Here is a 20,371-nt window from a genome sequence, read left to right on the forward strand (position 1 = left end):
CGTCCCCGGGAGAAATCCGTGTCGATTTCCACCACGGGCGTGCTCGCGCGCGCCCGGCCGGCCGGCAACCGGCCGCCGCGCAAGGTGCCGCGCCTCGATCTCCGGCGCTGGATCAGCCCGGTGGTGCTCGTGGCCGCCTGGCAGCTCGCGAGCGCCACCGGCGCCCTGCCGCCCGACAAGCTCAGTTCACCGTGGACGGTCGTGCAGGCCGGCGTCGAAGTCGCGCGCAGCGGCGAACTCGGTGAAGCGTTCGCGGTTTCGCTCGGCCGCGTCGGCGCCGGGTTCGCGATCGGCGCCGTCGTCGGCGTCGTGCTCGGCATCGTCGCCGGCCTGTCCCGCTGGGGTGAGGTGCTGGTCGACCCGCCGGTGCAGATGCTGCGCACGCTGCCGTTCCTCGGCCTGATCCCGCTGTTCATCCTGTGGTTCGGCATCGGCGAGGAAACGAAGATCGTGCTGGTCGCGCTCGGCGTGGCCTTCCCGCTCTACCTCAACGTCCACTCGGGAATCCGCGGCGCCGACCCGAACCTCGTCGAGGCTTCCCGCGCGCTCGGGTTCAGCCGCGCGGAACGGCTGTGGCACGTCGTCATCCCCGGTGCGCTGCCGCAGGCGCTCGTCGGGCTGCGGCAGTCGCTCGGCATCGCCTGGCTCGCGCTGATCGTCGGCGAGACGGTCAACGCCGACGCCGGGGTCGGCTACCTCATCAACAACGCGCGGGAGTTCCTGCGCACCGACGTCGTGGTCGTCGGCCTCGTCCTGTACGCCCTGCTCGGCCTGGTCACCGACGCGCTGGTCCGGCTGCTCGAACGGAAGGTGCTGCGGTGGCGAACCCGGTAGCCGAGGTCCGCGACCTCACGAAGCGGTTCGGCGACCGCACCGTCCTCAGTGGACTCGACCTGACCGTGGAGCGCGGCGAGTTCGTCGCCCTGCTGGGCCGCAGCGGCTCCGGCAAGTCGACGCTGCTGCGCGTCCTGGCCGGCCTCGACGCCGACGTCGAGGGAACCGCGGACGTCACCGGGACCGTCTCGGTCGCGTTCCAGCAGCCGAGACTGCTGCCGTGGCGGAAGGTCTGGCGCAACGTCGTCCTCGGCCTGCGCCAGGACGGCGTCAGCAAGGCCCGCAACCGGGCACTGGCCGAGAAAGCGCTTGCCGAGGTCCACCTGACCGAGCACGCCGACGACTGGCCGCTCACGCTGTCCGGCGGGGAGGCGCAGCGCGTGTCGCTGGCCCGCGCGCTGGTGCGCGAACCCGATCTGCTGCTGCTCGACGAGCCGTTCGGTGCCCTCGACGCGCTGACCCGCATCGCGATGCACGGCCTGGTGCTGGACCTCTGGCGGCGGCACCGGCCGGGCGTGCTGCTGGTGACCCACGACGTCGACGAGGCCCTGCGCCTCGCCGACCGGGTCCTGGTACTCGACGGCGGCCGGATCGTGGCCACCCACCGGCCGCGTGAGACCGACGACCACGACGACTTCCGCCGGCGCGTGCTGGCCGACCTGGGAGTGACCGAAGATGCTGTGGCGTAGAGGAGTAGCCGTCGCGGCGGCCGCACTGGTGCTGGCCGGGTGCGGCTCGGCGGCCAGTACCGACCAGGCGGCCGTGCCGGGCCCGGTGAGCGCGGCGGACCTGGCGAAGGTCACGCTCAAGGTCGGTGACCAGAAGGGCGGCGTCAAGTCGCTGCTCACCGCGGCCGGCCAGCTGGACGGCCTGCCCTACAAGATCGAATGGTCCACGTTCACCTCGGGACCGCCGCTGCTGGAAGCGGCGTCGGCCGGCGCGATCGACATCGGCCGCGTCGGCAACACCCCGCCGATCTTCGCCGCCGCGGCGAAGGCCAAGATCGCTGTCGTCAGCGTCGCGCGCAGCAACGTCACGCGGGAGGCCGTCCTCGTCCCGCCCGACTCGCCGCTGACGGACGTCGCTTCGCTCAAGGGCAAGACGATCGGGGTCGCGAAGGGCAGCTCGGCGCACGGCCAGCTGCTGAACACGCTGCGCAACCACGGCCTGTCCACCAAGGACGTCAAGGTGAGCTTCCTGCAGCCGTCGGAGGCCTACGCCGCGTTCACCCAGCACACGATCGACGCGTGGGCGATCTGGGACCCGTACACGGCACAGGCCGAGATCGAGGCGAAGGCACGGGTGCTCGCCGACGGGCGCGGGGCGTCCAACGGCCTGGCCTTCGAAACCGCGAGTACGACGGCGCTGGCCGACCCCGGCAAGAACTCGGCGATCCGCGACCTGGTGGTCCGGGTGGTCAAGGCGCAGAAGTGGGCCGACACGCACCGCCCGGAGTGGGCGGCGGCCTGGGCCAAGGAGACCGGGCTGAAGCTCGAAGTGGCGCGGAAGGCGGTGGACGCGGGCCGCGACCAGCCGATCGCGCTCGACGACTCCGTGATCGCGTCCGAGCAGCAGCTCGCGGACACCTTCACCGACGAGAAGACGCTGCCGGGCAAGGTGGACTTCGCGGCGTTCGTCGACCGGCGGTTCGCCCCCGACCTGGACCAGGCGAGGAGCAACGGATGAGCATCAGGCTGCACTGGTTCCTGCCCACCAGCGGCGACGGCCGCACGATCGTGGAACGCTTCCACGCCAACCGGTCCCAGGGCCCGTCGGCGCAGCGCCGGCCCGATCTCGACTACCTCGCCCAGGTCGCCCGGGCGGCCGAGCGCCAGGGTTTCGAAGGGGTGCTGACCCCGACCGGCACGTGGTGCGAAGACGCCTGGCTCACCACGGCCGCGCTGATCCGCGAGACGACCCGGCTGAAGTTCCTGGTCGCGTTCCGCCCCGGCGTCATCTCCCCGACGCTCGCCGCCCAGATGGCGGGGACGTTCCAGCGGCTGTCCGAGGGGCGGGTGCTGCTCAACATCGTCACCGGCGGCGACGCCGTGGAGCAGCGGCGCTTCGGCGACTGGCACGAGCACGACGCCCGGTACGCCCGCACCGACGAGTTCCTGACCATCGTCCGCGGGGTGTGGTCGGGGCAGCCGTTCACGTTCGAGGGCGAGCACCTGCGGGTCGAAGGCGCGACGACGCTGGCCGCGCCGGACCCGGTGCCGCCGATCTACTTCGGAGGCTCGTCGCCGGCCGCGCTGCCGGTCGCGGCCCGGCACGCCGACGTCTACCTGACCTGGGGCGAGCCGCCCGCGCAGGTCGCGGAGAAGATCGCGAAGGTGCGCGAGCTGGCCGGGGACCGGCCGATCCGGTTCGGCGTGCGGCTGCACACGATCTCGCGCGACACCTCGGCCGAAGCCTGGGCGGAGGCGCAGAAGCTCCTGGACGCGCTGAGCCCGGACCAGGTGGCCAAGGCGCAGGCACAGCTGGCGGCGAGCGAGTCGGTGGGGCAGCAGCGGATGGTCGCGCTGCACGGCGGCCGCACCGACGGCGGCGTCCGCGGGCTCGAGATCCACCCGAACCTGTGGGCCGGGGTCGGCCTGGTCCGCGGCGGCGCCGGCACCGCGCTGGTCGGCAGCCACGCCGAGGTCGCCGACTTGATCGAGGAGTACCACAGCGTCGGCGTGAGCGAGTTCGTGCTGTCGGGCTACCCGCACCTGGAGGAGGCGTACTGGTTCGGCGACGGCGTCCGGCCCGAGCTGGCCCGCCGCGGATTGGTGAAGGAGTACTAACCCCAGCGGGTCGAGGCGTAGACGACGATGTTGTCGCGGTACGAGCGTTTCGCCGCGTCGAAGCTGCCGCCACAGGTGATGAGCCGCAGCGCGCTGCCCGGCGCGGGCCCGTACACCGCGCCGGTCGGGAACGCGTCCTTCGGGTAGCGCTGGACGGCGTCCACGGCGAACCGGGTCTCCTGGCCGTCCGAGCGCGCGACGAACACCTGGTCGCCGCCACGCAGGTCGCGCAGCCGGAAGAACGGCGCCGGGCCGGACCGGGAGTCGACGTGCGCGGCGATCACCGCCGGGCCGGGGTCGCCCGGGACCGGCCCGGCGGAGTACCAGCCGACGTCCTCGAAGCGCGCGGGTGCTTCGAGCTGGTGGTCCGCGCCCAGCCCGAGCGGGACGAGCGCGGCCGCGTCGACGCCGATGGCGGGGATCCGCAGCCGTACCGGGCGGACGTCGGGCGCGGCCGGCAGCGGCAGGGGCCCGGTCGCCACCGAGGACGCGGAGGGGGCCGGGGCGGCGGGTGGCGGCGCGGCCGGAGCCGCCGAACAGCCGGTGGCCAGCAGTGCGACGACGAGCAGGGTGGCGAGGTCAGCGCGCACGAGCCGCCCGGCGTCCCGCGAGCAGCGCGGCCAGCAGCCCGGCCGCCGCCAGCGCCGGCCACAGCGGGATGGACGACGGCGCGGTGCCACCGCCGCCGGTCTCGACGCCGAGCTTCGGCGGTTCGGGCAGCGACGCGCCGTCGGAGATGGGGTTCGCCTTCAGCGTGCCGGCGTTCTCGGTGACCAGCAGTGTCGTCGACGACCCGGCCTTGACGTCGACGTCGGCGCTCGACTTCACCGCGCCACCGGACAGCTGCAGCGGCCAGCGCCCTTCCGGGACGTCCACATAGGACGAAGTCTGGCCGTAGGCCGCGTTCTGCGCGAGGGTGACGCCCTGCGGCCCGGCGACGGTGACCGGCGCGATCGCCGCCGACCCTTCGACGACCCGGACGCGGCCCCGGCCGGCGGCGGGCGGGGTCAGGTCGTCGGTGACCAGGTCGCCCTTGAGCGTCCCGTCGGGTCCGTTCGCGAAGACCAGCAACGAATAGGCGCTGCGCTCGGCGACCTCGATGGTGGCCGTCAGCGCGGGCGGCGTGCTCGAGGAGGCGTCGGCGGGCCGCATCGACAGCGTGTACTTGCCGGGGTCCAGCGAGGAGTACGGCGTGACCGCGCCGTAGCCCGCCTTGCGGATGACGACCTTCTCGGCCTGCCCGAAGGGGGCGAAGTAGATGTCCACCGGCGGCACCTTCGGCGAGAGGTGGCCGACCCGGATCCAGCCGACGCCCGGGCCGGGCGCGGTCGCCGCCTCAGCCGTCACCGGCGTGAGCGCGACGAGAAGGAGGGCCGCGGCGGTCAGCCCGCCGGGTCTGAGCAGGGTGCGCATGGGAGGTCCTTTCGCCGTCAGGGTGAGGAGAACGGGACCAGCAGTCCCGGGGGTGCGAACAGCGGGTACGTGACGAGCACGCCGTCGGCCGTTTCGGTGACCGAGGACGGGCGGAACAGGTCGCGCTGGCCGGTGTAGAACGCGGCCACGGCGTCCTTGGCCGCCGTCAGGAGCACCCGGCGGCGTGGCTGCCCGGCGGGGTCTTCGCCGGGGACGGCGGGGAACGCCCCGACGCTGACCGGCCGGATCGCCGCGAGCGCGGCGATCGTCGCGATCAGCCGCGGGTCGACGTGGCCCGCGCGCAGCACGGCGGAGGCGTCCGGGGGCAGGCTGATCCGCGTCGACGCCGCGAGGGCTTCGCCCGCGTGGGTGCGGGCGGACTCCTCCGACGGCGCGGCCGGGTCGGCGGCGGGCAGGCCGAGGCGCGAGATGGTGACCGCGCGGTCGCCGGTGCCGAACACCGCGGTCACGCCGGCCTCCGCCAGAGCGGCGCCGACGGCCGGGTGGCGGCCGCGGACTTCGGCCGTGCCGCCGGCGAAGACCGCCCACTCGGCGGGCGGGCAGGTGGCCGCGCACGCGGCGGGCGGGACGAGCAGCCCGGTCGGCCAGCCGGCCTTGGCGAGTTCCGCCCAGGCGCCGTCGTCGACCAGGACCCGGGCGCCGGAAGCGTTGGCGCGCAACCACTCCTGGGCTCCGGCCAGCGGTCCGGCGCGGTCGGTCGTCGGGTGCAGGGCCGGGTAGCCGTAGCTCCAGCCGGCGGCGACCACGGCGAGGAGGACGACCGCGGCCGGCACCGTCCCGGGACGGCGGCCGGGGTGCCACCGGTGCGCCGGGACGCGTTGCCGGGACACGGCTTGGACGACCGCGGCCAGCAGCAGCGGGGTGAGGGGCAGCAGCAGCGCGAGCACGGCGGTGTCCGGCACGCCGGGCACGAACAAGGCCGCGACCAGAAGCAGGCCCGACACCGCGAACGGCCGCAAGGCGGTCACGGCCAGCGCGGCCACCAGCGCCATCGTCGAGAGCACCGCCCACGCCGGGTCGAGGGCGACCCAGTCGGCGATCGACGGGCGGCCGCCGTCGGCGAGGTGCGGCCGGAGCACGCCGGCCGCCGGGCCGAACGCGAGGCCCAGCCCGAGGTTGAGCAGCACCGCCACCAAGGCCGCGCGGGCGGGCGCGCGGCGCACCAGCAGCCAGCCCGCCGCGGGCAGGAAGACCAGCGCCAGCGGCGAAGTGAGCACGGCCGCGAGCAGGCAGAGCGCGGCCAGCGCGTCGTGCCGGATCCGGGCTCCGGGCGTGGTGACGAGCACCAGCGCGCCGAGTGCCCACACCACCGCCAGGTGTTCGACGACGACCAGCCGGTGCAGGCCGAGCGCGAGCGGGGACGCCGCGAGCAGCAGCACCGCGGCCGCCGCCGCCCACCGCGTCAAGCCGAGCCGGCGCGCCAGGAACCAGAGCAGCAGGGCGCTGAGCAGCGCGGCGACGAGCACCGCTTCGCGGACGGCCGCCAGCGCCGACGCCGACCGCCCGAACGCGTCGGTGACCATGGTGTAGGCCGAAAGCTGCCACCAGCCGAACGGGCTGACCCCGGCGCCGCCCGCGTCGGTGAACGGGGTGAGGTGGCCGAGCGCGTAGGCGTGGGCGACGTTCGAGGCCTCGGCGGGCAGGGCCGGCGCGGGCGCGGCGAGGTACAGCACCCGCAGGCCACCGGCCAGCGCCAGGAGCGCGAGCACGATGTCGAGCGACAGCAGCCGGTGCGCGGCGGAGAAGCCGGTGACCGCCGGTCCGGGAAGCGTCGCGGGGGAGCGGCCCTGGTCGGTCGTCCCCCGGCTGTGCTGGGCCATTGGACGGATCGTAGCCGCTCCCGATCACCGGTCCAGCTCGGGACGATTACGTCAGCCGGACGGCCTAGAGGCGGGAAAAGCGTTGTCCCGCAAGATTATTTCCGACTGTCCCGAGTGGAGCCGGAAAGTGTCCGGGTCAGCGCGAGCGCGACCGTCCGGACGGCGGGCGCGACCCGTTCGGTCCGCATCCGGTTGGCCCAGCCGGAAATCGACACGGCGGCGACCGCGACGCCGTGGGAGTCGAGCAGCGGGCTCGCCGCGCACACGACGCCGACGCCGGATTCCTCGCGCTCCAAGGCGATCCCGTCCTCGCGGACCCGGGTGAGCTGACGGCGAAGCAGGCCGGGCGCGGTGATCGTCTTCGGGCTCAACCTGGGCAATCCGGCGTCGATCACCTGGTTCACCACGGATTCCGGAGAAAACGCGAGGATCGCCTTGCCGACTCCGGTGGCGTGCGCGGGGAACCGGCCGCCGATGCGCGAGGGCAGCGTCGGCGCGTCCGGACCGCGCAGGACGTCCAGGTAGACCACTTCGGTGCCTTCGAGCATCGCGAGGTGGACGGTGTTGCGCGTGGCTTCGCGGAGGTCGGCGAGGTAGGGGCGGGCCGCCTCGACCAGCCCCCGGCGGGGTGAGGCCAGCTGGCCGATTTCGAACAGCCGCAGCCCGAGCCGCACCGCGCCGTCGTCGCGCTCGAGGAGGCCGGTGCCGGTGAGGTGCCCGACGAGCCGGTGCACCGTCGTCTTCGCCAGCCCGGTCCGGCGGGCCAGTTCGGAGACGCCGAGTGCCTCGTCACCGGGCCGGAAGGCTTCCAGGAGCGCGGTGAGCCGGGCCGCGACGAGGCCGTCGCCGCTCGCGCCGTCGTTCCGCCCAGCGGTACGCATGGGTTGAGTGTGCCCGATCACCCGCGCGAGTGTCACGGGGTCGGAGGTGAGGTCAGTGGTCGTCGGCGCCGAGCACGAGTTTCACGCAGTGGGCGACGAGCCGCTCGCGCGAGACCTTCAGCGAGCCGTCGAGGTAGGCGATGAAGACGTTGCTCAGCGCGCCGACCAGCCCGATGGCGGTCATCCGGCGTTCGGTCTCGTCGCCGTGGGACAGCTGCTCGCCGACGAGTGCGGCGAAGACCGGCAGCAGGTGCAGGCCCCGGCGGGTGAGCGCGGGGTCGGTCAGCGGGGCGAGCAGCAGGACCCGGCCCCGGCGCGGGTCGTCGACGATCAGCTCGACGAACGCGCGCACGGCGTTCTCGGCGCGCAGGACCGGGGTCGGCGCGTCCCGGACCGCGTCGACCAGCGCCTGCCGGGCCTGCTCGCCGACGTGCTCGTACACCGCCGCGACGAGTTCTTCGCGGTCGGTGAAGCTCTCGTAGAAGTAGCGCTCGGTCAGCTTCGCGTGCCGGCACACCGCGCGGACGCTTGTCCCGGCCGAGCCTTCGGTGCCCAGCAGTTCGAGACCCGCGGCCACGAGCTGCTCGCGCCGCAGCGCCTTCCGGTCGTCCAGGGTCGTGCCCGCCCACGTGCGGCCCGGCATGATCACTCCTCGGTTGACTACGTGTGTTGTCAGATCCTAGCCTGACAACAGCCGTAGTCAGTTCGACTCGACGAGGAGTACGCCGATGACGCCGGAACCCCTGGGGCCCGACTCGCTGACCTGGAAGTACTTCGGCGACTGGCGCGGCCTGCTCATCGCGCTGTGGGCCGGATCGATGCAGAACATGCACCCCGGCCTCGGCGCCGGCGTCGAGCAGCACTCGCGGTTCTTCGAGGAACGCTGGCAGCGGCTCTTCCGCTCGCTCTACCCCATCGGCGGAGTCGTCTACGACGGCCCGCGTGCCCACGCGACGGCCCTCGAAGTGCGCGGCTACCACGACCGCATCAAGGGCGTCGACGCGCAAGGCCGGCGATACCACGCGCTCGACCCCAACACCTACTACTGGGCGCACTCGACGTTCTTCGTCAGCACGATCCTCATCGCCGACCACTTCATGGGCGGGATCGGCGAGGCCGAAAAGCGCCGGCTGTTCGACGAGCACGTCACGTGGTGGCGGATGTACGCCATGAGCATGCGGCCGGTGCCGGAGAGCTGGGAGGACTTCCAGCGCTACTGGAAGCACATGTGCGCCGAGGTCCTGGAGGACAACAAGGCCACCCGCGACGTCCTCGACCTGCGGGGGATCGCGAAGCCGCCGTTCCTGCCGTGGCTGCCGGACCCGCTCTGGCGGCCGGTGAGCGCGCTGGTCGCGCGCAATTTCGTGTGGTTGACCACCGGCCTCTACGACCGCGAGATCCGGGACCTGCTCGGTCTGCGGTGGTCGGAGCGGGACGCGCGGCGGCACCGCCGCGTGGGGAAGCTGATCAACGCCGTGTTCAAGCTCGTCCCGCACGACCGCCGCTACCACCCGCGGGCCCGGGCCGGCTGGCGCCGCGTGCGCGGCGAGGTGGCTCCGGACGCCGCCTTGGTCGAGACTCCACGGAGGAACCTGCCCCCGCTGTCCGAGCGGGGCAAGCCCGAGCACTACGCGCCGAACGTCTAGGAGGCATTCGTGAAGCTGGGATTCCACATCGGGTACTGGGGCAGCGGCCCGACCCCGGGCGCGCTGGAGGCCGTCCTCAAGGCCGAGGAGCTCGGCTTCGACTCGGTGTGGACGGCGGAGGCGTACGGCTCGGACGCGTTCACGCCGCTGGCCTGGTACGGCTCGTCGACCAGCCGGATCCGGCTCGGCACCAACATCGTCCAGATGGCCGCGCGCACGCCGACGGCCACGGCGATGAGCGCGCTGACGATCGACCACCTCTCCGGCGGCCGGATGGTGCTCGGGCTCGGCGCGTCCGGCCCGCAGGTCGTCGAAGGCTGGTACGGCCAGCCGTACCCGAAGCCACTGGCGCGGACGCGGGAGTACGTCGACATCGTCCGGCAGGTGATCGCCCGCGAAGCCCCGGTGACCCTGGACGGCCAGCACTTCCAGCTGCCGTTGAAGGGCGGGACCGGGCTCGGGAAGGCGCTGAAGCCGACGGTCCACCCGCTGCGCAAGGAGATCCCGATCCACCTGGCCGCCGAGGGCCCGAAGAACGTCGCCCTGTCGGCGGAGATCGGCGACGGCTGGCTGCCGCTGTTCTTCTCGCCGAAGAGCAACGCCTTCTACAAGGCCGCGCTGGAAGAGGGCTTCGCCCGGCCGGGCGCCCGGCACACCCTGGAGACGTTCGAGGTGCCGTGCTCGATCCCGGTGATCGTGCACGACGACGTCGAGGAGGCGGCTTCGTGGATCAAGCCGTCGCTGGCGTTGTACATCGGCGGGATGGGCGCGAAGAGCGTCAACTTCCACCACGACGTCTTCGCGCGGCTGGGGTACGAGGACGTGGCGGACAAGGTGCAGGAGCTGTACCTGGCCGGGCGCAAGGACGAGGCGACGGCCGCGATCCCGACGTCGCTCGTGGAGGACACGTCGCTGATCGGGCCGCCGTCGAAGATCCGGGACGAGCTGCAGGCGTGGGAGGAAACCGTCGTCACGCAGCTCCTCCTGCGCGGTGACGCGGCGACGCTGACGAAGATCGCCGACGCGCTTTCGTGACCGCGTAGCGCGGGTCGCTCCGTGCTCCAGGTCACGACGATGGCACGATTCCCCTCGACCGCTACCGGGTGCCCGCCGAGATCGAATACTCATGCGGGCAACCCGGTACGCCTTCGAGGAGGACCATGTCGACGCTGTCCGGCCGGACGCGGTTCAGGTATTCGCTCGGCTCGTTCGTCACCGGGTCCTTCGGGACGGTGCCCGGCCTCGTCCTGGTCAAGTACCTGACCGACACCATGGCCGTGCCCGCGGGCTGGGCCGCGGCGATCGTGTTCGTGCCCAAGGCCTGGGACTTCTTCTTCAACCCGATCGCGGGCCGGCTGTCCGACGCGAACCTGATCAAGACCGGCAGCAGGCGGCGCTTCCTGCTGATCGGCGGCGTCGGGGTCGCGATCCTCTTCGCCGCGATGTTCGCCCACCCCGGGCTGGGCGGCCCGCTGCCGGACGCGCTGTACGTGGCGATCACGTTCGCCCTCTGCGCCACGGCGTACGCGCTGTTCCAGGTGCCGTTCAACGCGCTGCCCGCCGAACTGACCGAAGACGCGACCGAGCGCACGAAGCTCACCAGCGTCCGGATCGGCGTGCTGGCCGTGACGATCCTGATCTGCGGCGGCGGCGCCCCGGCGATCACCGCCGCGATCGACGGGGTGGCGGGCTACCGGATCATGGCCGTGGTGATCGGGCTGATCGTGCTGGCCGCGACGCTGCTGGTGTACTTCGGGCTCAAGGACGCGCCGGTCGGCTCGCTGCGGCCGAACACCGTGAACCTCAAGGAGCTCGTCCGCACGCTCGCCGGCTGGCGGCCGTTCCGGTGGCTGCTGGGCACCTACTTCATCCAGGCGCTGGGCATCGGCACCGTGCTCGCTGCCATCCCGTTCTTCGCGCAGCGCATCCTCGGCAGCGACGGCTACGGCACGATCCTGTTCGTCATCTTCGTCGGCCCGGCGCTGGTCACCATGCCGCTGTGGCCGCGCCTCGGCGACCGGGTCGGCAAGCTCAACGGCTTCCGCCTGGCGACGGCGGCGTTCGCGATCGGCCTGCTGGGCCTGGTGTTCGCGCAGTCGACCCCGCTGGTCGTGTCGTTCGTGTTCGTGGCGCTGTGCGGGGTCGGGTACGCCGGGATCTCGGTGTTCCCGCTGGCCATCCTGCCGGACCTGATCACCGCCGAGGAGGAGCGCACCGGCGAGACCCGCGCCGGGATCGCGGCCGGCGTGTGGACCGCGGGGGAGACGCTCGGCCTGGCCTTCGGCGGCGGCCTGTGGGCGCTCATCCTGGCGTTCGGCGGGTACGTGTCGAGCACCGACGCCACGGCGTTCCAGCCGGACAGCGCGATCCTGGCGATCCTGATCGGGTCGTCGATCATCCCCGGCGTGCTCATCGCGCTGGCCCTGCCGCTGCTGCGGCGCAAGGTGCTGGAGCCGCGCCATGAACCCGCCTGAGGACGCCCTCGCGGCGTTGCGGGAGCTGCGCGCGGGCGACCTCCCGACGCACGGCGGCCGCACCCTGGCCTACGTCTACGACAGCGGGCTGTCCGAAGTGGACACCCTGGGCGCGGCGGCGCACGCGCTGGCGTCGTCGGCCAACGGCCTCGACCCGACGGCGTTCCCGAGCCTGCTGCGCATGGAGAACGACCTCGTCGCCGAGGCGTCCGCGTTGCTCGGGGACGTCCCGGGCGTGGTCGGTTCGGTGACGTCCGGCGGCACGGAGTCGTGCCTGCTGGCCGTTTTGGCCGCTCGGGACGATCGTCCGTCACCCTCGATCGTGCTGCCGACGACCGCGCACGCGGCGTTCCACAAGGCGGCACACCTGTTCGGGCTGCGCCGGATCGACGTCCCGGTGGACCCGGTGACGTTCCGCGCGGACCCGGCCGCGATGGCGGCGGCGATGGACGACTCGACGGTGCTCGTGGTGGCGAGCGCGCCGTCCTACGCACACGGGGTACTCGACCCGATCGCTCCGATCGCGGCCGCGGCTCTCGAACGGGGTGTCCGGATGCACGTCGACGCGTGCATCGGCGGCTGGGTGCTGCCGTACTTCGCGCGTCTCGGGGCGGACATCCCGCTGTTCGACTTCCGTGTTCCTGGCGTCACGAGCATTTCGGTGGACCTGCACAAGTACGCGTACTGCCCCAAGGGCACGTCGGTGCTGCTGCACGCTTCCGCGGAACTGCGGCGCTCGCACTACTTCGCGAGCGCGTCCTGGCCGGGTTACACGATGCTGAACACGACGATCCAGAGCACCCGCTCGGGCGGGCCGTTGGCGGCGGCGTGGGCGGTGACCCGCCACCTCGGCTCCGAGGGCTACCTTTCGCTGGCCGCTTCGACGCGTGCCGCCGTGGCGCACATCCGGGCCGGGATCGCCGACATCGACGGCTTGCGCGTGCTGGGCGACCCGGTGTCGACGTTGATCGCGTTCACCGGCGACGACGGGTTCGACCTGTTCACGGTGGCGGACGAGATGAAGGCCCGCGGTTGGTACGTCCAGCCGCAGTTCGCTCACCTGTCCTCGCCGGTGAACCTGCACCTGACGGTGACGGCGGCCAACCACGGCAGCGAGAAGGAGTTCCTGACCGACCTCGCGGCTTCGGTCGACGCGGCCCGCGCGGCCGGCCCGGTGGTGATCGACCCGGCGGTGGCCGAGTTCGTGGCCGCCCTGGACCCGGCGAGTCTCACCTCGGAGCAGTTCGCCGGCCTCCTCGCGGCGGCGGGTCTCGGTGGTGCCGCGGGACTTCCGGACCGGATGGCCCCGATCAACGCGCTCCTCGCGACGGCCCCGGCGCCGCTGCGGGAGCGCCTCCTGCTGGAATTCCTGGGCGCCCTCTACACCCCGTCGTGAGTGTTCAGGGCAGTGAGAACTGCCCTGAACACTCACGAGCGGCTACTGGTTGCGGGAGGCGAGGCCGGCGGGGGCGGACTTGACCGCCGCGTGGATCGCGTCCGCCAAGGCCAGCGCGTCCTCCTCCGTCAACTCGAGCGCGACACGCGCGGACGCACCCAGCGACGGGCTGCGGAAGTCGATGTTCACCGTGTGCCCGTACGGCGCGTGGACCGGGTGGTCGACGTACACGGTTCCCTCGGTCAGCCGGAACCAGCCGCGGGCGCCCTTGCCGCTGCCTTCGAGGGCGAACTTCTCGGTCAGGTAAGTGCACATGGGCTGTCCTCTCAGGCGGTGAGCGTGCGGGCGTAGAAGCCGAGGATGCGTGCCCAGCCGTCCGTCGCGGCTTCGGGGCGGTAGCTCGGGCGGTCGACGGCGAAGAACGAGTGGCCGGCGCCCGCGTAGGTGTGGAACTCGTGCTCCTTGCCCAGCTTCTCCAGCTCCGCCGCCAGCACGGCGACCTCGTCCGGGCTGGGGAACTGGTCGTCGGCGCCGAAGATGCCCAGCAGCGGGCACGACAGCTGCGGCGCCAGGCCGAGCAGCGGCTTCATCTGCTTCATGGCCTCCGGCGGGTCGTTGACGACGAAGGCGCCGTAGCAGTCGACCGCCGCGTCGATGTCCAGCGAGCAGCCGGACAGGAACGCCTGGCGCCCGCCCGAGCAGTGCCCGATGACGCCGATGCGGCCGTTCGCGTTCTCCAGGGCACGGAGGTAGTCCGCCGCGCCCGAGACGTCGCCGACCAGGCGGTCGTCCGGGACGCCGCCGGACGCGCGGACCGTCGCCGCCGCGTCGTCCGGGTCCGCGCCCGGTGCTTCGCGCGTGTACAAGTTGGGGCAGAGCGCGTTGTAGCCCTCGACGGCGAAGCGGCGGACCATCTCCTTCGTCGCCGCGTCGTAGCCGGGCATGTGGTGGATCACCACGACCCCGCCGCGCGGGGTGTCGTCGGTCGGCTTGGCCAGGTAGGCCTCGAGCTCGTCCCCGCCGTGGCCGGTGATGGTGACGGTCCCGGCGACGATCTCGTCGGTCATCGGTTCTCCTTCGATCCCTCGGGGGTGTGGAAGTAACGCTTGCCGCGCGAGGCGGACGCCACCGCGGCGACGACGGCCATCACCGCGGCCGCGGTGAACACGACCACCAGGCCGTGGTGGAACGGGCCGGACACCAGCTGCGGGAAGAACTCCCCGCCGGTCAGGGTGGCCCGGTCGGCGGGGGCGAGCCCGGCCAGGACGTCCGGGCCGAGCAGGTGCCCGACCGGGTTGCTGCCGAGGAACGCCGCGAACAGCGTGCTCACCGGCGGCAGCTGCGCGACGCCGTCGGCGACGTGCGCCGGGACGCCGTGGGCCTGCAACCCGCTGGTGAGCGTCTGCGGCAGCGACGACGCGAGCCCGGCGATCATCAGCGAGAAGAACACGCCGATGGACAACGACGTCCCGGAGTTCTGGAACGTCGCTCGCATGCCGGAGGCGACGCCGCGCTGTTCGGTCGGGACGCTGCTCATGATCGCCGAGGTGTTCGGCGCGGAGAACATGCCCTGGCCGATCCCGCTGACCACCAGCAGCGCGGCGAACAGCGGGTAGGGGAAGCCCACCGGCAGCGCGAGCAGGCCGACGAACGCCGCCGCGACCAGCAGCAGCCCGCCGGTGGAGAACAGCCGCGCCCCGAACCGGTCGGACAGGTACCCCGACACCGGGCCCGCGACGAGGAACCCGACGGTCAGCGGCAGCAGGTAGATGCCCGCCCACAGGGGCGTGCGCTCGTAGTCGTAGCCGTGCAGGGGCAGCCAGATCCCCTGCAGCCAGATGATGAGCATGAACTGCATGCCACCACGCGCGACGGAAGTCAGCAACGCGGCGACGTTGCCCGCCGCGAACGCCCGGATCTTGAACAGGGAAAGCTGGAACATCGGCGCGGCGACCCGCGTCTCGATGACGCCGAACAGCAGGAGCAGCAGCACGCCGCCGCCGATGCCGCCGAGCACCCACGGGTTGCCCCAGCCGGTCGCGCCGCCGCCGTAGGGCTGGATGCCGTACGTGATCGCGGCGAGCAGCACCGCCGTCCCGGCCGCGAAGGTGACGTTGCCGCCCCAGTCGACCTTCGCCCGCTTCGGCGTCCCCACTTCGCGCAGGCTGCGGATCGACCAGATCGTGCCGAGCAGACCGAACGGCACGCTGACCCAGAACACCGCGCGCCAGTCGATCTCGGCCAGCAGCCCGCCGACGACGAGGCCGAGGAACTGCCCGGCCAGCGCGGTGATCTGGTTGACGCCCAGCGCCATCCCGCGCTGTTCGGCCGGGAAGGCGTCGGTGAGGATGGCCGCCGAGTTCGCCGTCAGCATCGCCCCGCCGACGGCCTGCACGATGCGCCAGCCGATCAGCCACAGCGCGCCGCCGCCGGCGTGGAACGGGTCGAACGACAGGGCCACTGACGCGGCGCTGAACACGACGAAGCCGAGGTTGTACATCTTGACCCGGCCGAACATGTCGCCGAGCCGCCCGAGCGTCACCACCAGCACGGCCTGCACGAGCAGGTAGCCGAGGATCATCCAGAGCAGGTAGCCGATGTTGCCGGGCGCGAGCGGGTCCAGGCCGATGCCGCGGAAGATGGCCGGCAGCGAGATGATGACGATCGAGCCGTCGAGCGCCGACATCAGCACACCGAGCGTGGTGTTCGACAGCGCGACCCACTTGTAGTTCACAGGCGGTCCGCCAGCCGCTCGATGAGCGGGATGGCCGTGATCAGCTCGCGGCGTTCGGCGTCGGTGAACTGCTCGGCCAGCGCGGCCGCCATCTGCCGCGTGGTCGCCGAGCGGCGGTCGGTGAGCAGCTTGACCCCGGCTTCGGTGACCGACATGAGCACCTTGCGGCCGTCGGAGTCGTCCTTGCGGCGCTCGACGAGCCCCCGCTCGACCAGCCCGGCCAGGGTGACGCCCATGGCCTGCGGCTTGACGCGTTCGAGGTCGGCGAGGCAGCCCGGGGTGGCCGGGCCTTCGCGGTCGAGGCGGGACAGGACCGAGCGCTCGGGCAGCGTCAGCTCGCCGACGACGTACCCCTGCCGCAGCCGCCGGACCAGCCGCCCGAGGGCGACGCGCAGGTCGGTGCTCGCCTGGAGGAGGTCCTCGTCCGTCACGATCGTCAACCTAGACTGATAAACCTGGGTTGATCAACTCGGACGGAGCGGCCGCTATCGGGTGAGCCGGGAGCTTTCGCCCGGCCCGGCGCGAAGGCCCGGGCTAGCGTCCGAAGTGGACACCACCCGGGAGGAGAACCCGATGACGATCCCGCACGTCGAACACGCCGGCCACGACCACGTGCACCGCGAGGGCTGCGGCCACGCGGCGCTGCCGCACGGCGACCACGTGGACTACGCGCACGACGGTCACCTGCACCGCGCGCACGACGGCCACTTCGACGAGTGCGAGGTCCACGGCCACGTCCCGCACACGGGCCACGAGCACGCCCACGGCGAAGGCTGCGGCCACGTGGCGGTACCCCACGGCGACCACGTCGACTACTTCCACGACGGGCACCGCCACGCGACCCACGAAAACCACTACGACGACCACTGACGCTCGCCCCGCCGGTCGTGAGTGTTTAGTCGGGTTAGAACCCGACTAAACACTCACGACCGGCGGGGTGCTCGGCCGAGCGGGATCACGACCGTGGCCTGGCCGGCGGGGGACTCGACGGCCAGGATGAGCACCCGGGCGTCCGGCGGCGGGCCGGGTTCGAACGTGCGCCGGTCCACGAGCAGGCCGTTCGACCCGGACCCGCCGCCGCCCCCGGCCCGGTACTGCGTTCCCGCGTCGTCCCACCCCCGCCACCGGATGTCCGGCCGGAAGCGGTCCCGCAGCAGGCGGTGATCGTGGTAGCCGTGCGCGAAGGTCAGGGCGACGAACGTCGACCAGACTTCGAGGCTGACGAGGTCGGCCGTCAGCTCGCCGACGTGGAGGGTGCGGCCCGCCAGTGACACCACCTGCCGCAGCACGGGCGACGGCGGCTCTTCGATCGCCTGCCGCCACTCGGGCCGCTCGGTGCCCACCGGCCGGGCCGTCGGCGGGAATTCGGCGGAGGCCGAGGCTTCCGCGTGCACGACCTGGAGCAGGCCGGACCGGTGCAGGGTCACGTCGAGGTCGGCGAGGATCCGGTCGGCCTCCTCCTGGCCCAGCGCCCCGGCGGCCACCAGGCCGATCGCCACCCCGCGGATCTCCCGCCGGTCGAACCCGCTCAGCCGCCCGGCCGGCGGCTGCCCCCGTCCGGCACCCAGACCGTCGGAAATCAGCTTCTCCAGATAGCGGCGCCCGTCCATGCCGCCATCTTTCGCTGATTCAGTGGACGTGGACAGGTTCCCAGTCCGGGAACAGGTCCGGGCCGGTCGCCGCACCCAGGCAGCCGCGCAGCGCGGCGAACAGCGCGTCGCCGGCGAGGTCGACGCCGATGAACACCAGCTCCTGACGCGGTGTCTCCGCGATCCCTTGCGGCTCGAACCGCGCCACCGCCCCCGCCTGTGACCACAGCCCGGTGACCCCGGGCCGGGACGCCAGCGCGAAGAACCCCTTGGAGCGCAACACCGTGCCGAACTCGCCGGAATCCAGCCGGTGCGCGACGAAGTCCCACAACCGCGCCGGATCGAACGGCTCCGCAGCCCGGAAGACCACGCTCGAAATCCCGTACTCCTCGGTCTCCGGGACGTGGTCGCCGTTCAGTTCGGCCACCCAGCCCGGCGCCTCCTGCGCCCGGTCGGCGTCGTAGCGCCCGGTCCCGAACACCCGGTCCAGGGACACTTCGCCGAAGCTGCCGGTGACGACGTCCGCGGCCGGGTTGAGCCGTCGCAGCGTCGCCACCAGCCGGTCCAGCTCGGCCGCCGGGACGAGGTCGGTCTTGTTGAGCAGCAGGACGTCGGCGAACTCGACCTGGTCCACGAGCAGGTCGCTGACCGTCCGCTCGTCATCGTCGTACTGGTCGAGCCGGCGCTCCACCAGGGAGTCGCCGGCCGCCAGCTCACGCGAGAAGTTCGCCGCGTCCACCACCGTCACCATGGTGTCGAGGTGGGCGACCCCCTCCAGGAACGTGAACGTCGCCGCCACCGGCATCGGCTCGGAGATCCCGCTCGACTCGATGAGCACGTGGTCGAAGCGGTCGTCCGCGCACAGCAGCGAAACCTCCTCGAGGAGGTCCTCCCGCAGGGTGCAGCAGATGCACCCGTTGGTCAGCTCGACGAGGCGCTCCTGCGAGCGCACGAGCGCCGCGTCGATGTTGACCTCGCTCATGTCGTTGACGATCACCGCCACCCGCACCCCGCCCCGGTTGGCGAGGATGTGGTTGAGCAGCGTGGTCTTGCCCGCGCCGAGGAACCCGGACAGCACCGTGACCGGAACCGTCACGAGTGGAAGTGCCGCATCAGCCGGCGCGGGACGAGCCGGACCTCGCCGTCGACCTTGATCGGCACCAGGTCCGGGACCGCGGCCTTCCACTGCGACCGCCGGGAGCGCGTGTTGCTGCGCGACTTCTTGCGCTTCGGGACGGCCATCAGCGCGCACCCCGCTTGCCGTAGCGGCGGTGGAACTTCTCGACCTGCCCGGCGCTGTCCATGATCCGCTGGGTGCCGGTCCAGAACGGGTGCGACCACGAGCTGATGTCGACCACGACCAGCGGGTAGGTCTGCCCGTCGGACCACTCGATCGTCTTGTCGGAGGTGATGGTGGAGCGGGTCAGGAACGCGTCGCCGGTGGACGAGTCCTTGAACACCACGGGGTGGTAGTCGGGGTGGATGCCGGTCTTCATCGGTCTTCCTTTCGGTTCGCCGCGGTCGCGTCGTGCCGCGCCGGGTCGGTTTCGGTGTCCTCGCACGGCTCTTCGTGCCAGTCGCCGAACGGATCGGGGTAGCGCTGCCACTCCTGGGGCCCGGCGGCCACTTCTTCGTCAGTGAGTAGAGCGCCGCGCAGGGCCGCGTCGATCTCGTCGGGCGTTGTCTGGTCCGTCACCACGACGAGCTCCTGCGCCCGGTCGCCGTGCACCGGGTGCCAGCGCAACGACGCCAGGGTGCGGCGTTCGGGGGAGACGTCCGTCCACTCCGGACCGTCCGGCGCCGCGAGCCACGGCCCGGCGTGCCCGATGCCCAGCCCGCCGCCCGCCGACTCGATCCAGAACGCGGTGTCGGGCTGGCTCGCCACCCAGGCCCGGCCGCGGGTGCGGACGACGCCGTCCAGGAGGACGTCGAGGGCGTCGTGGAGGCGTTCGGGGTGGAACGGCCGCTGCGCGGTGAAGGTGACCAGGCCGACGCCGCAGTCGGCGTGCAGGGGCGGCTGGCCGCGCAGCAGCGCCCCGTGCATGTCGGTGACCTCGCCGCGGCGGGCGTCCGCCGGCACGGCGTCGAGCACGCTGTGCCCGTCGATCCGCGAGAGTTCGACGCGCGGGACCGAGGGGGCGACCCGGTCGAGCACCGCGGACGCCTTCGCGGCGGTCCACGCGTCGGTGGCCGCGCCGGCCAGCACGAGGACGTCGGCGAACTCGACCTGCGAGAGCGCCACCTGGGCGACCGTGCGCTCGTCCTCCGGGCTGGCCTGCAGGTTCCGTTCGGCCAGCACGTCGTCGCCGGTCGCGTCGGCGAGGAAGGTCGCGCAGTCGACGACGGTCAGCACCGCGCGCAGGTCGACGTCGTCGACCACCGGGTGGTCGCCGACCAGGACGTTCCGGATCGCCCAGCTCACCGGCTCCGGCTCCATCGCTTCGTCGAGCCGGACGACGATCCGGGTGACCTGCGGCAGCCGCGCGAGGTGGCGCAGCAGGGGCAGCAGGTCTTCGCGCAGGGTGCACGACACGCAGCCGTGCGCCAGTTCGAGGACGGTCAGCTGGTCGCGCTGCTCCAGCCGCAGCCGGCGGCGCACGACGCCGGAGTGGATCTCGCGCAGGTCGTGGTGGACGACGGCGGTGCCGGGCCCGGCCGCGCGCAGCAGCTCGGCGAGCGTGGCGTTCGGGCCCGGGGCGAGGCCGCTCACGAGGACGAGCGGGACGCGGGGGTGTGGGGTCACTGGTGCTCCAGGAATACGGGCGGGGTACGGTGCG

Annotated in this window: 23 protein-coding genes; 9 read left to right on the plus strand and 14 right to left on the minus strand. The window is 72.6% G+C overall.

What is annotated here, in order from left to right:
- Positions 1 to 18 precede the first annotated feature (18 nt).
- Genes SD460_RS23960 through SD460_RS23975 form a run of 4 tightly spaced genes read left to right on the plus strand, consistent with a single transcriptional unit; the run spans position 19 to position 3,620 of the window.
- Positions 19 to 834: an ABC transporter permease gene (locus tag SD460_RS23960; protein ID WP_290057443.1), complete on the plus strand. Its 816-nt coding sequence runs from the start codon at positions 19 to 21 to the stop codon at positions 832 to 834.
- Entirely contained in the window at positions 819 to 1,523 is a 705-nt protein-coding gene (locus SD460_RS23965) for an ABC transporter ATP-binding protein (RefSeq protein ID WP_290057444.1), read from the plus strand. The genes SD460_RS23960 and SD460_RS23965 overlap by 16 nt, the downstream gene beginning before the upstream one ends.
- On the plus strand, positions 1,510 to 2,520 hold the full coding sequence (locus SD460_RS23970; RefSeq protein ID WP_318306762.1) for an ABC transporter substrate-binding protein: 1,011 nt from the start codon (positions 1,510 to 1,512) through the stop codon (positions 2,518 to 2,520). Before SD460_RS23965 ends, SD460_RS23970 begins: the two co-directional genes overlap by 14 nt.
- Complete coding sequence (locus SD460_RS23975) at positions 2,517 to 3,620, plus strand: LLM class flavin-dependent oxidoreductase (RefSeq protein ID WP_290057446.1); 1,104 nt, start codon at positions 2,517 to 2,519, stop codon at positions 3,618 to 3,620. Before SD460_RS23970 ends, SD460_RS23975 begins: the two co-directional genes overlap by 4 nt.
- Here SD460_RS23975 and SD460_RS23980 read toward each other — a convergent pair.
- From SD460_RS23980 to SD460_RS24000, 5 genes are all read right to left on the minus strand, one after another.
- A complete protein-coding gene (locus tag SD460_RS23980; protein ID WP_318306763.1) occupies positions 3,617 to 4,210 on the minus strand; it encodes a class F sortase in 594 nt (197 codons plus the stop codon). The two genes, SD460_RS23975 and SD460_RS23980, sit on opposite strands and share 4 nt — an antisense overlap.
- Entirely contained in the window at positions 4,200 to 5,033 is an 834-nt protein-coding gene (locus tag SD460_RS23985) for a DUF4397 domain-containing protein (RefSeq protein ID WP_290063224.1), read from the minus strand. Before SD460_RS23985 ends, SD460_RS23980 begins: the two co-directional genes overlap by 11 nt.
- A 17-nt stretch (positions 5,034 to 5,050) precedes the next feature.
- The gene (locus SD460_RS23990; RefSeq protein ID WP_318306764.1) at positions 5,051 to 6,874 is read right to left on the minus strand and encodes a glycosyl transferase; all 1,824 of its coding nucleotides are present in this window, start codon (positions 6,872 to 6,874) and stop codon (positions 5,051 to 5,053) included.
- A 95-nt stretch (positions 6,875 to 6,969) separates the two neighbouring features.
- Positions 6,970 to 7,755: an IclR family transcriptional regulator gene (locus SD460_RS23995; RefSeq protein WP_290061067.1), complete on the minus strand. Its 786-nt coding sequence runs from the start codon at positions 7,753 to 7,755 to the stop codon at positions 6,970 to 6,972.
- 52 nt (positions 7,756 to 7,807) lie between these two features.
- Positions 7,808 to 8,398, minus strand: a complete 591-nt coding sequence (locus tag SD460_RS24000) for a TetR/AcrR family transcriptional regulator (RefSeq protein WP_290061065.1) — start codon at positions 8,396 to 8,398, stop codon at positions 7,808 to 7,810.
- 85 nt (positions 8,399 to 8,483) lie between these two features.
- Between SD460_RS24000 and SD460_RS24005 the strand changes: the two genes are divergently transcribed.
- The 4 genes from SD460_RS24005 (at position 8,484) to SD460_RS24020 (ending at position 13,271) form a co-directional block, all read left to right on the plus strand.
- Positions 8,484 to 9,401: an oxygenase MpaB family protein gene (locus SD460_RS24005; RefSeq protein WP_318306765.1), complete on the plus strand. Its 918-nt coding sequence runs from the start codon at positions 8,484 to 8,486 to the stop codon at positions 9,399 to 9,401.
- A 9-nt stretch (positions 9,402 to 9,410) separates the two neighbouring features.
- On the plus strand, positions 9,411 to 10,436 hold the full coding sequence (locus SD460_RS24010) for an LLM class F420-dependent oxidoreductase (RefSeq protein WP_290051993.1): 1,026 nt from the start codon (positions 9,411 to 9,413) through the stop codon (positions 10,434 to 10,436).
- Between the two features lie 125 nt (positions 10,437 to 10,561).
- Positions 10,562 to 11,875: an MFS transporter gene (locus tag SD460_RS24015; protein WP_290051992.1), complete on the plus strand. Its 1,314-nt coding sequence runs from the start codon at positions 10,562 to 10,564 to the stop codon at positions 11,873 to 11,875.
- Positions 11,862 to 13,271, plus strand: a complete 1,410-nt coding sequence (locus SD460_RS24020) for a pyridoxal phosphate-dependent decarboxylase family protein (RefSeq protein WP_290051991.1) — start codon at positions 11,862 to 11,864, stop codon at positions 13,269 to 13,271. The genes SD460_RS24015 and SD460_RS24020 overlap by 14 nt, the downstream gene beginning before the upstream one ends.
- A gap of 42 nt (positions 13,272 to 13,313) precedes the next feature.
- Here the strand turns inward: SD460_RS24020 and SD460_RS24025 are convergent, their stop codons facing one another.
- The 4 genes from SD460_RS24025 to SD460_RS24040 are packed head-to-tail and all read right to left on the minus strand — an operon-like array spanning position 13,314 to position 16,436.
- Positions 13,314 to 13,586, minus strand: coding sequence for a DUF6295 family protein (locus SD460_RS24025; RefSeq protein WP_290051989.1), 273 nt, complete (start codon positions 13,584 to 13,586; stop codon positions 13,314 to 13,316).
- Positions 13,587 to 13,597: 11 nt separating this feature from the next.
- Positions 13,598 to 14,338 (minus strand): dienelactone hydrolase family protein, encoded by a 741-nt coding sequence (locus SD460_RS24030; RefSeq protein ID WP_318306766.1) that lies wholly within the window; start codon positions 14,336 to 14,338, stop codon positions 13,598 to 13,600.
- Positions 14,335 to 16,005 carry an MFS transporter gene (locus SD460_RS24035; protein ID WP_290051986.1) on the minus strand — a complete coding sequence of 557 codons (1,671 nt, stop codon included), beginning with the start codon at positions 16,003 to 16,005 and terminating at the stop codon, positions 14,335 to 14,337. Before SD460_RS24035 ends, SD460_RS24030 begins: the two co-directional genes overlap by 4 nt.
- Positions 16,002 to 16,436: a MarR family winged helix-turn-helix transcriptional regulator gene (locus SD460_RS24040; protein ID WP_290051984.1), complete on the minus strand. Its 435-nt coding sequence runs from the start codon at positions 16,434 to 16,436 to the stop codon at positions 16,002 to 16,004. The genes SD460_RS24035 and SD460_RS24040 overlap by 4 nt, the downstream gene beginning before the upstream one ends.
- A gap of 142 nt (positions 16,437 to 16,578) precedes the next feature.
- Here SD460_RS24040 and SD460_RS24045 point away from each other — a divergent pair, with 142 nt between their 5' ends.
- Positions 16,579 to 16,875, plus strand: a complete 297-nt coding sequence (locus tag SD460_RS24045) for a hypothetical protein (RefSeq protein WP_290051982.1) — start codon at positions 16,579 to 16,581, stop codon at positions 16,873 to 16,875.
- Between the two features lie 53 nt (positions 16,876 to 16,928).
- On the opposite strand, the gene SD460_RS24050 is transcribed toward SD460_RS24045, so the two are convergent.
- From SD460_RS24050 to mrf, 5 genes are read right to left on the minus strand one after another with little or no spacing between them, the layout of a single operon-like run.
- A complete protein-coding gene (locus tag SD460_RS24050; protein ID WP_318306767.1) occupies positions 16,929 to 17,615 on the minus strand; it encodes a hypothetical protein in 687 nt (228 codons plus the stop codon).
- Positions 17,616 to 17,634: 19 nt separating this feature from the next.
- Positions 17,635 to 18,690, minus strand: coding sequence for a GTP-binding protein (locus tag SD460_RS24055; protein WP_318306768.1), 1,056 nt, complete (start codon positions 18,688 to 18,690; stop codon positions 17,635 to 17,637).
- Positions 18,687 to 18,836, minus strand: a complete 150-nt coding sequence (gene rpmF, locus SD460_RS24060) for a 50S ribosomal protein L32 (protein WP_125316285.1) — start codon at positions 18,834 to 18,836, stop codon at positions 18,687 to 18,689. Before rpmF ends, SD460_RS24055 begins: the two co-directional genes overlap by 4 nt.
- The gene (locus SD460_RS24065; RefSeq protein ID WP_290051973.1) at positions 18,836 to 19,090 is read right to left on the minus strand and encodes a type B 50S ribosomal protein L31; all 255 of its coding nucleotides are present in this window, start codon (positions 19,088 to 19,090) and stop codon (positions 18,836 to 18,838) included. The genes rpmF and SD460_RS24065 overlap by 1 nt, the downstream gene beginning before the upstream one ends.
- Positions 19,087 to 20,337 (minus strand): ribosome hibernation factor-recruiting GTPase MRF, encoded by a 1,251-nt coding sequence (gene mrf, locus SD460_RS24070; protein ID WP_290051972.1) that lies wholly within the window; start codon positions 20,335 to 20,337, stop codon positions 19,087 to 19,089. Before mrf ends, SD460_RS24065 begins: the two co-directional genes overlap by 4 nt.
- Positions 20,338 to 20,371 lie beyond the last annotated feature (34 nt).

It is taken from the genome of Amycolatopsis solani (genome assembly GCF_033441515.1).
GTDB lineage: Bacteria > Actinomycetota > Actinomycetes > Mycobacteriales > Pseudonocardiaceae > Amycolatopsis > Amycolatopsis solani.

Excerpts from the sequence above, each read along its gene's own strand:
- SD460_RS24065 (WP_290051973.1), bottom strand. The coding sequence starts at position 19,090 with ATGAAGACCGGCATCCACCCCGACTACCACCCCGTGGTGTTCAAGGAC.
- SD460_RS23995 (WP_290061067.1), bottom strand. The coding sequence starts at position 7,755 with ATGCGTACCGCTGGGCGGAACGACGGCGCGAGCGGCGACGGCCTCGTC.
- SD460_RS23975 (WP_290057446.1), top strand. The coding sequence starts at position 2,517 with ATGAGCATCAGGCTGCACTGGTTCCTGCCCACCAGCGGCGACGGCCGC.
- SD460_RS24015 (WP_290051992.1), top strand. The coding sequence starts at position 10,562 with ATGTCGACGCTGTCCGGCCGGACGCGGTTCAGGTATTCGCTCGGCTCG.
- SD460_RS24030 (WP_318306766.1), bottom strand. The coding sequence starts at position 14,338 with ATGACCGACGAGATCGTCGCCGGGACCGTCACCATCACCGGCCACGGC.
- SD460_RS23985 (WP_290063224.1), bottom strand. The coding sequence starts at position 5,033 with ATGCGCACCCTGCTCAGACCCGGCGGGCTGACCGCCGCGGCCCTCCTT.
- SD460_RS24045 (WP_290051982.1), top strand. The coding sequence starts at position 16,579 with ATGACGATCCCGCACGTCGAACACGCCGGCCACGACCACGTGCACCGC.
- SD460_RS24050 (WP_318306767.1), bottom strand. The coding sequence starts at position 17,615 with ATGGACGGGCGCCGCTATCTGGAGAAGCTGATTTCCGACGGTCTGGGT.
- SD460_RS23970 (WP_318306762.1), top strand. The coding sequence starts at position 1,510 with ATGCTGTGGCGTAGAGGAGTAGCCGTCGCGGCGGCCGCACTGGTGCTG.
- rpmF (WP_125316285.1), bottom strand. The coding sequence starts at position 18,836 with ATGGCCGTCCCGAAGCGCAAGAAGTCGCGCAGCAACACGCGCTCCCGG.
- SD460_RS24025 (WP_290051989.1), bottom strand. The coding sequence starts at position 13,586 with ATGTGCACTTACCTGACCGAGAAGTTCGCCCTCGAAGGCAGCGGCAAG.
- SD460_RS24005 (WP_318306765.1), top strand. The coding sequence starts at position 8,484 with ATGACGCCGGAACCCCTGGGGCCCGACTCGCTGACCTGGAAGTACTTC.
- SD460_RS24020 (WP_290051991.1), top strand. The coding sequence starts at position 11,862 with ATGAACCCGCCTGAGGACGCCCTCGCGGCGTTGCGGGAGCTGCGCGCG.
- SD460_RS24000 (WP_290061065.1), bottom strand. The coding sequence starts at position 8,398 with ATGCCGGGCCGCACGTGGGCGGGCACGACCCTGGACGACCGGAAGGCG.
- SD460_RS23990 (WP_318306764.1), bottom strand. The coding sequence starts at position 6,874 with ATGGCCCAGCACAGCCGGGGGACGACCGACCAGGGCCGCTCCCCCGCG.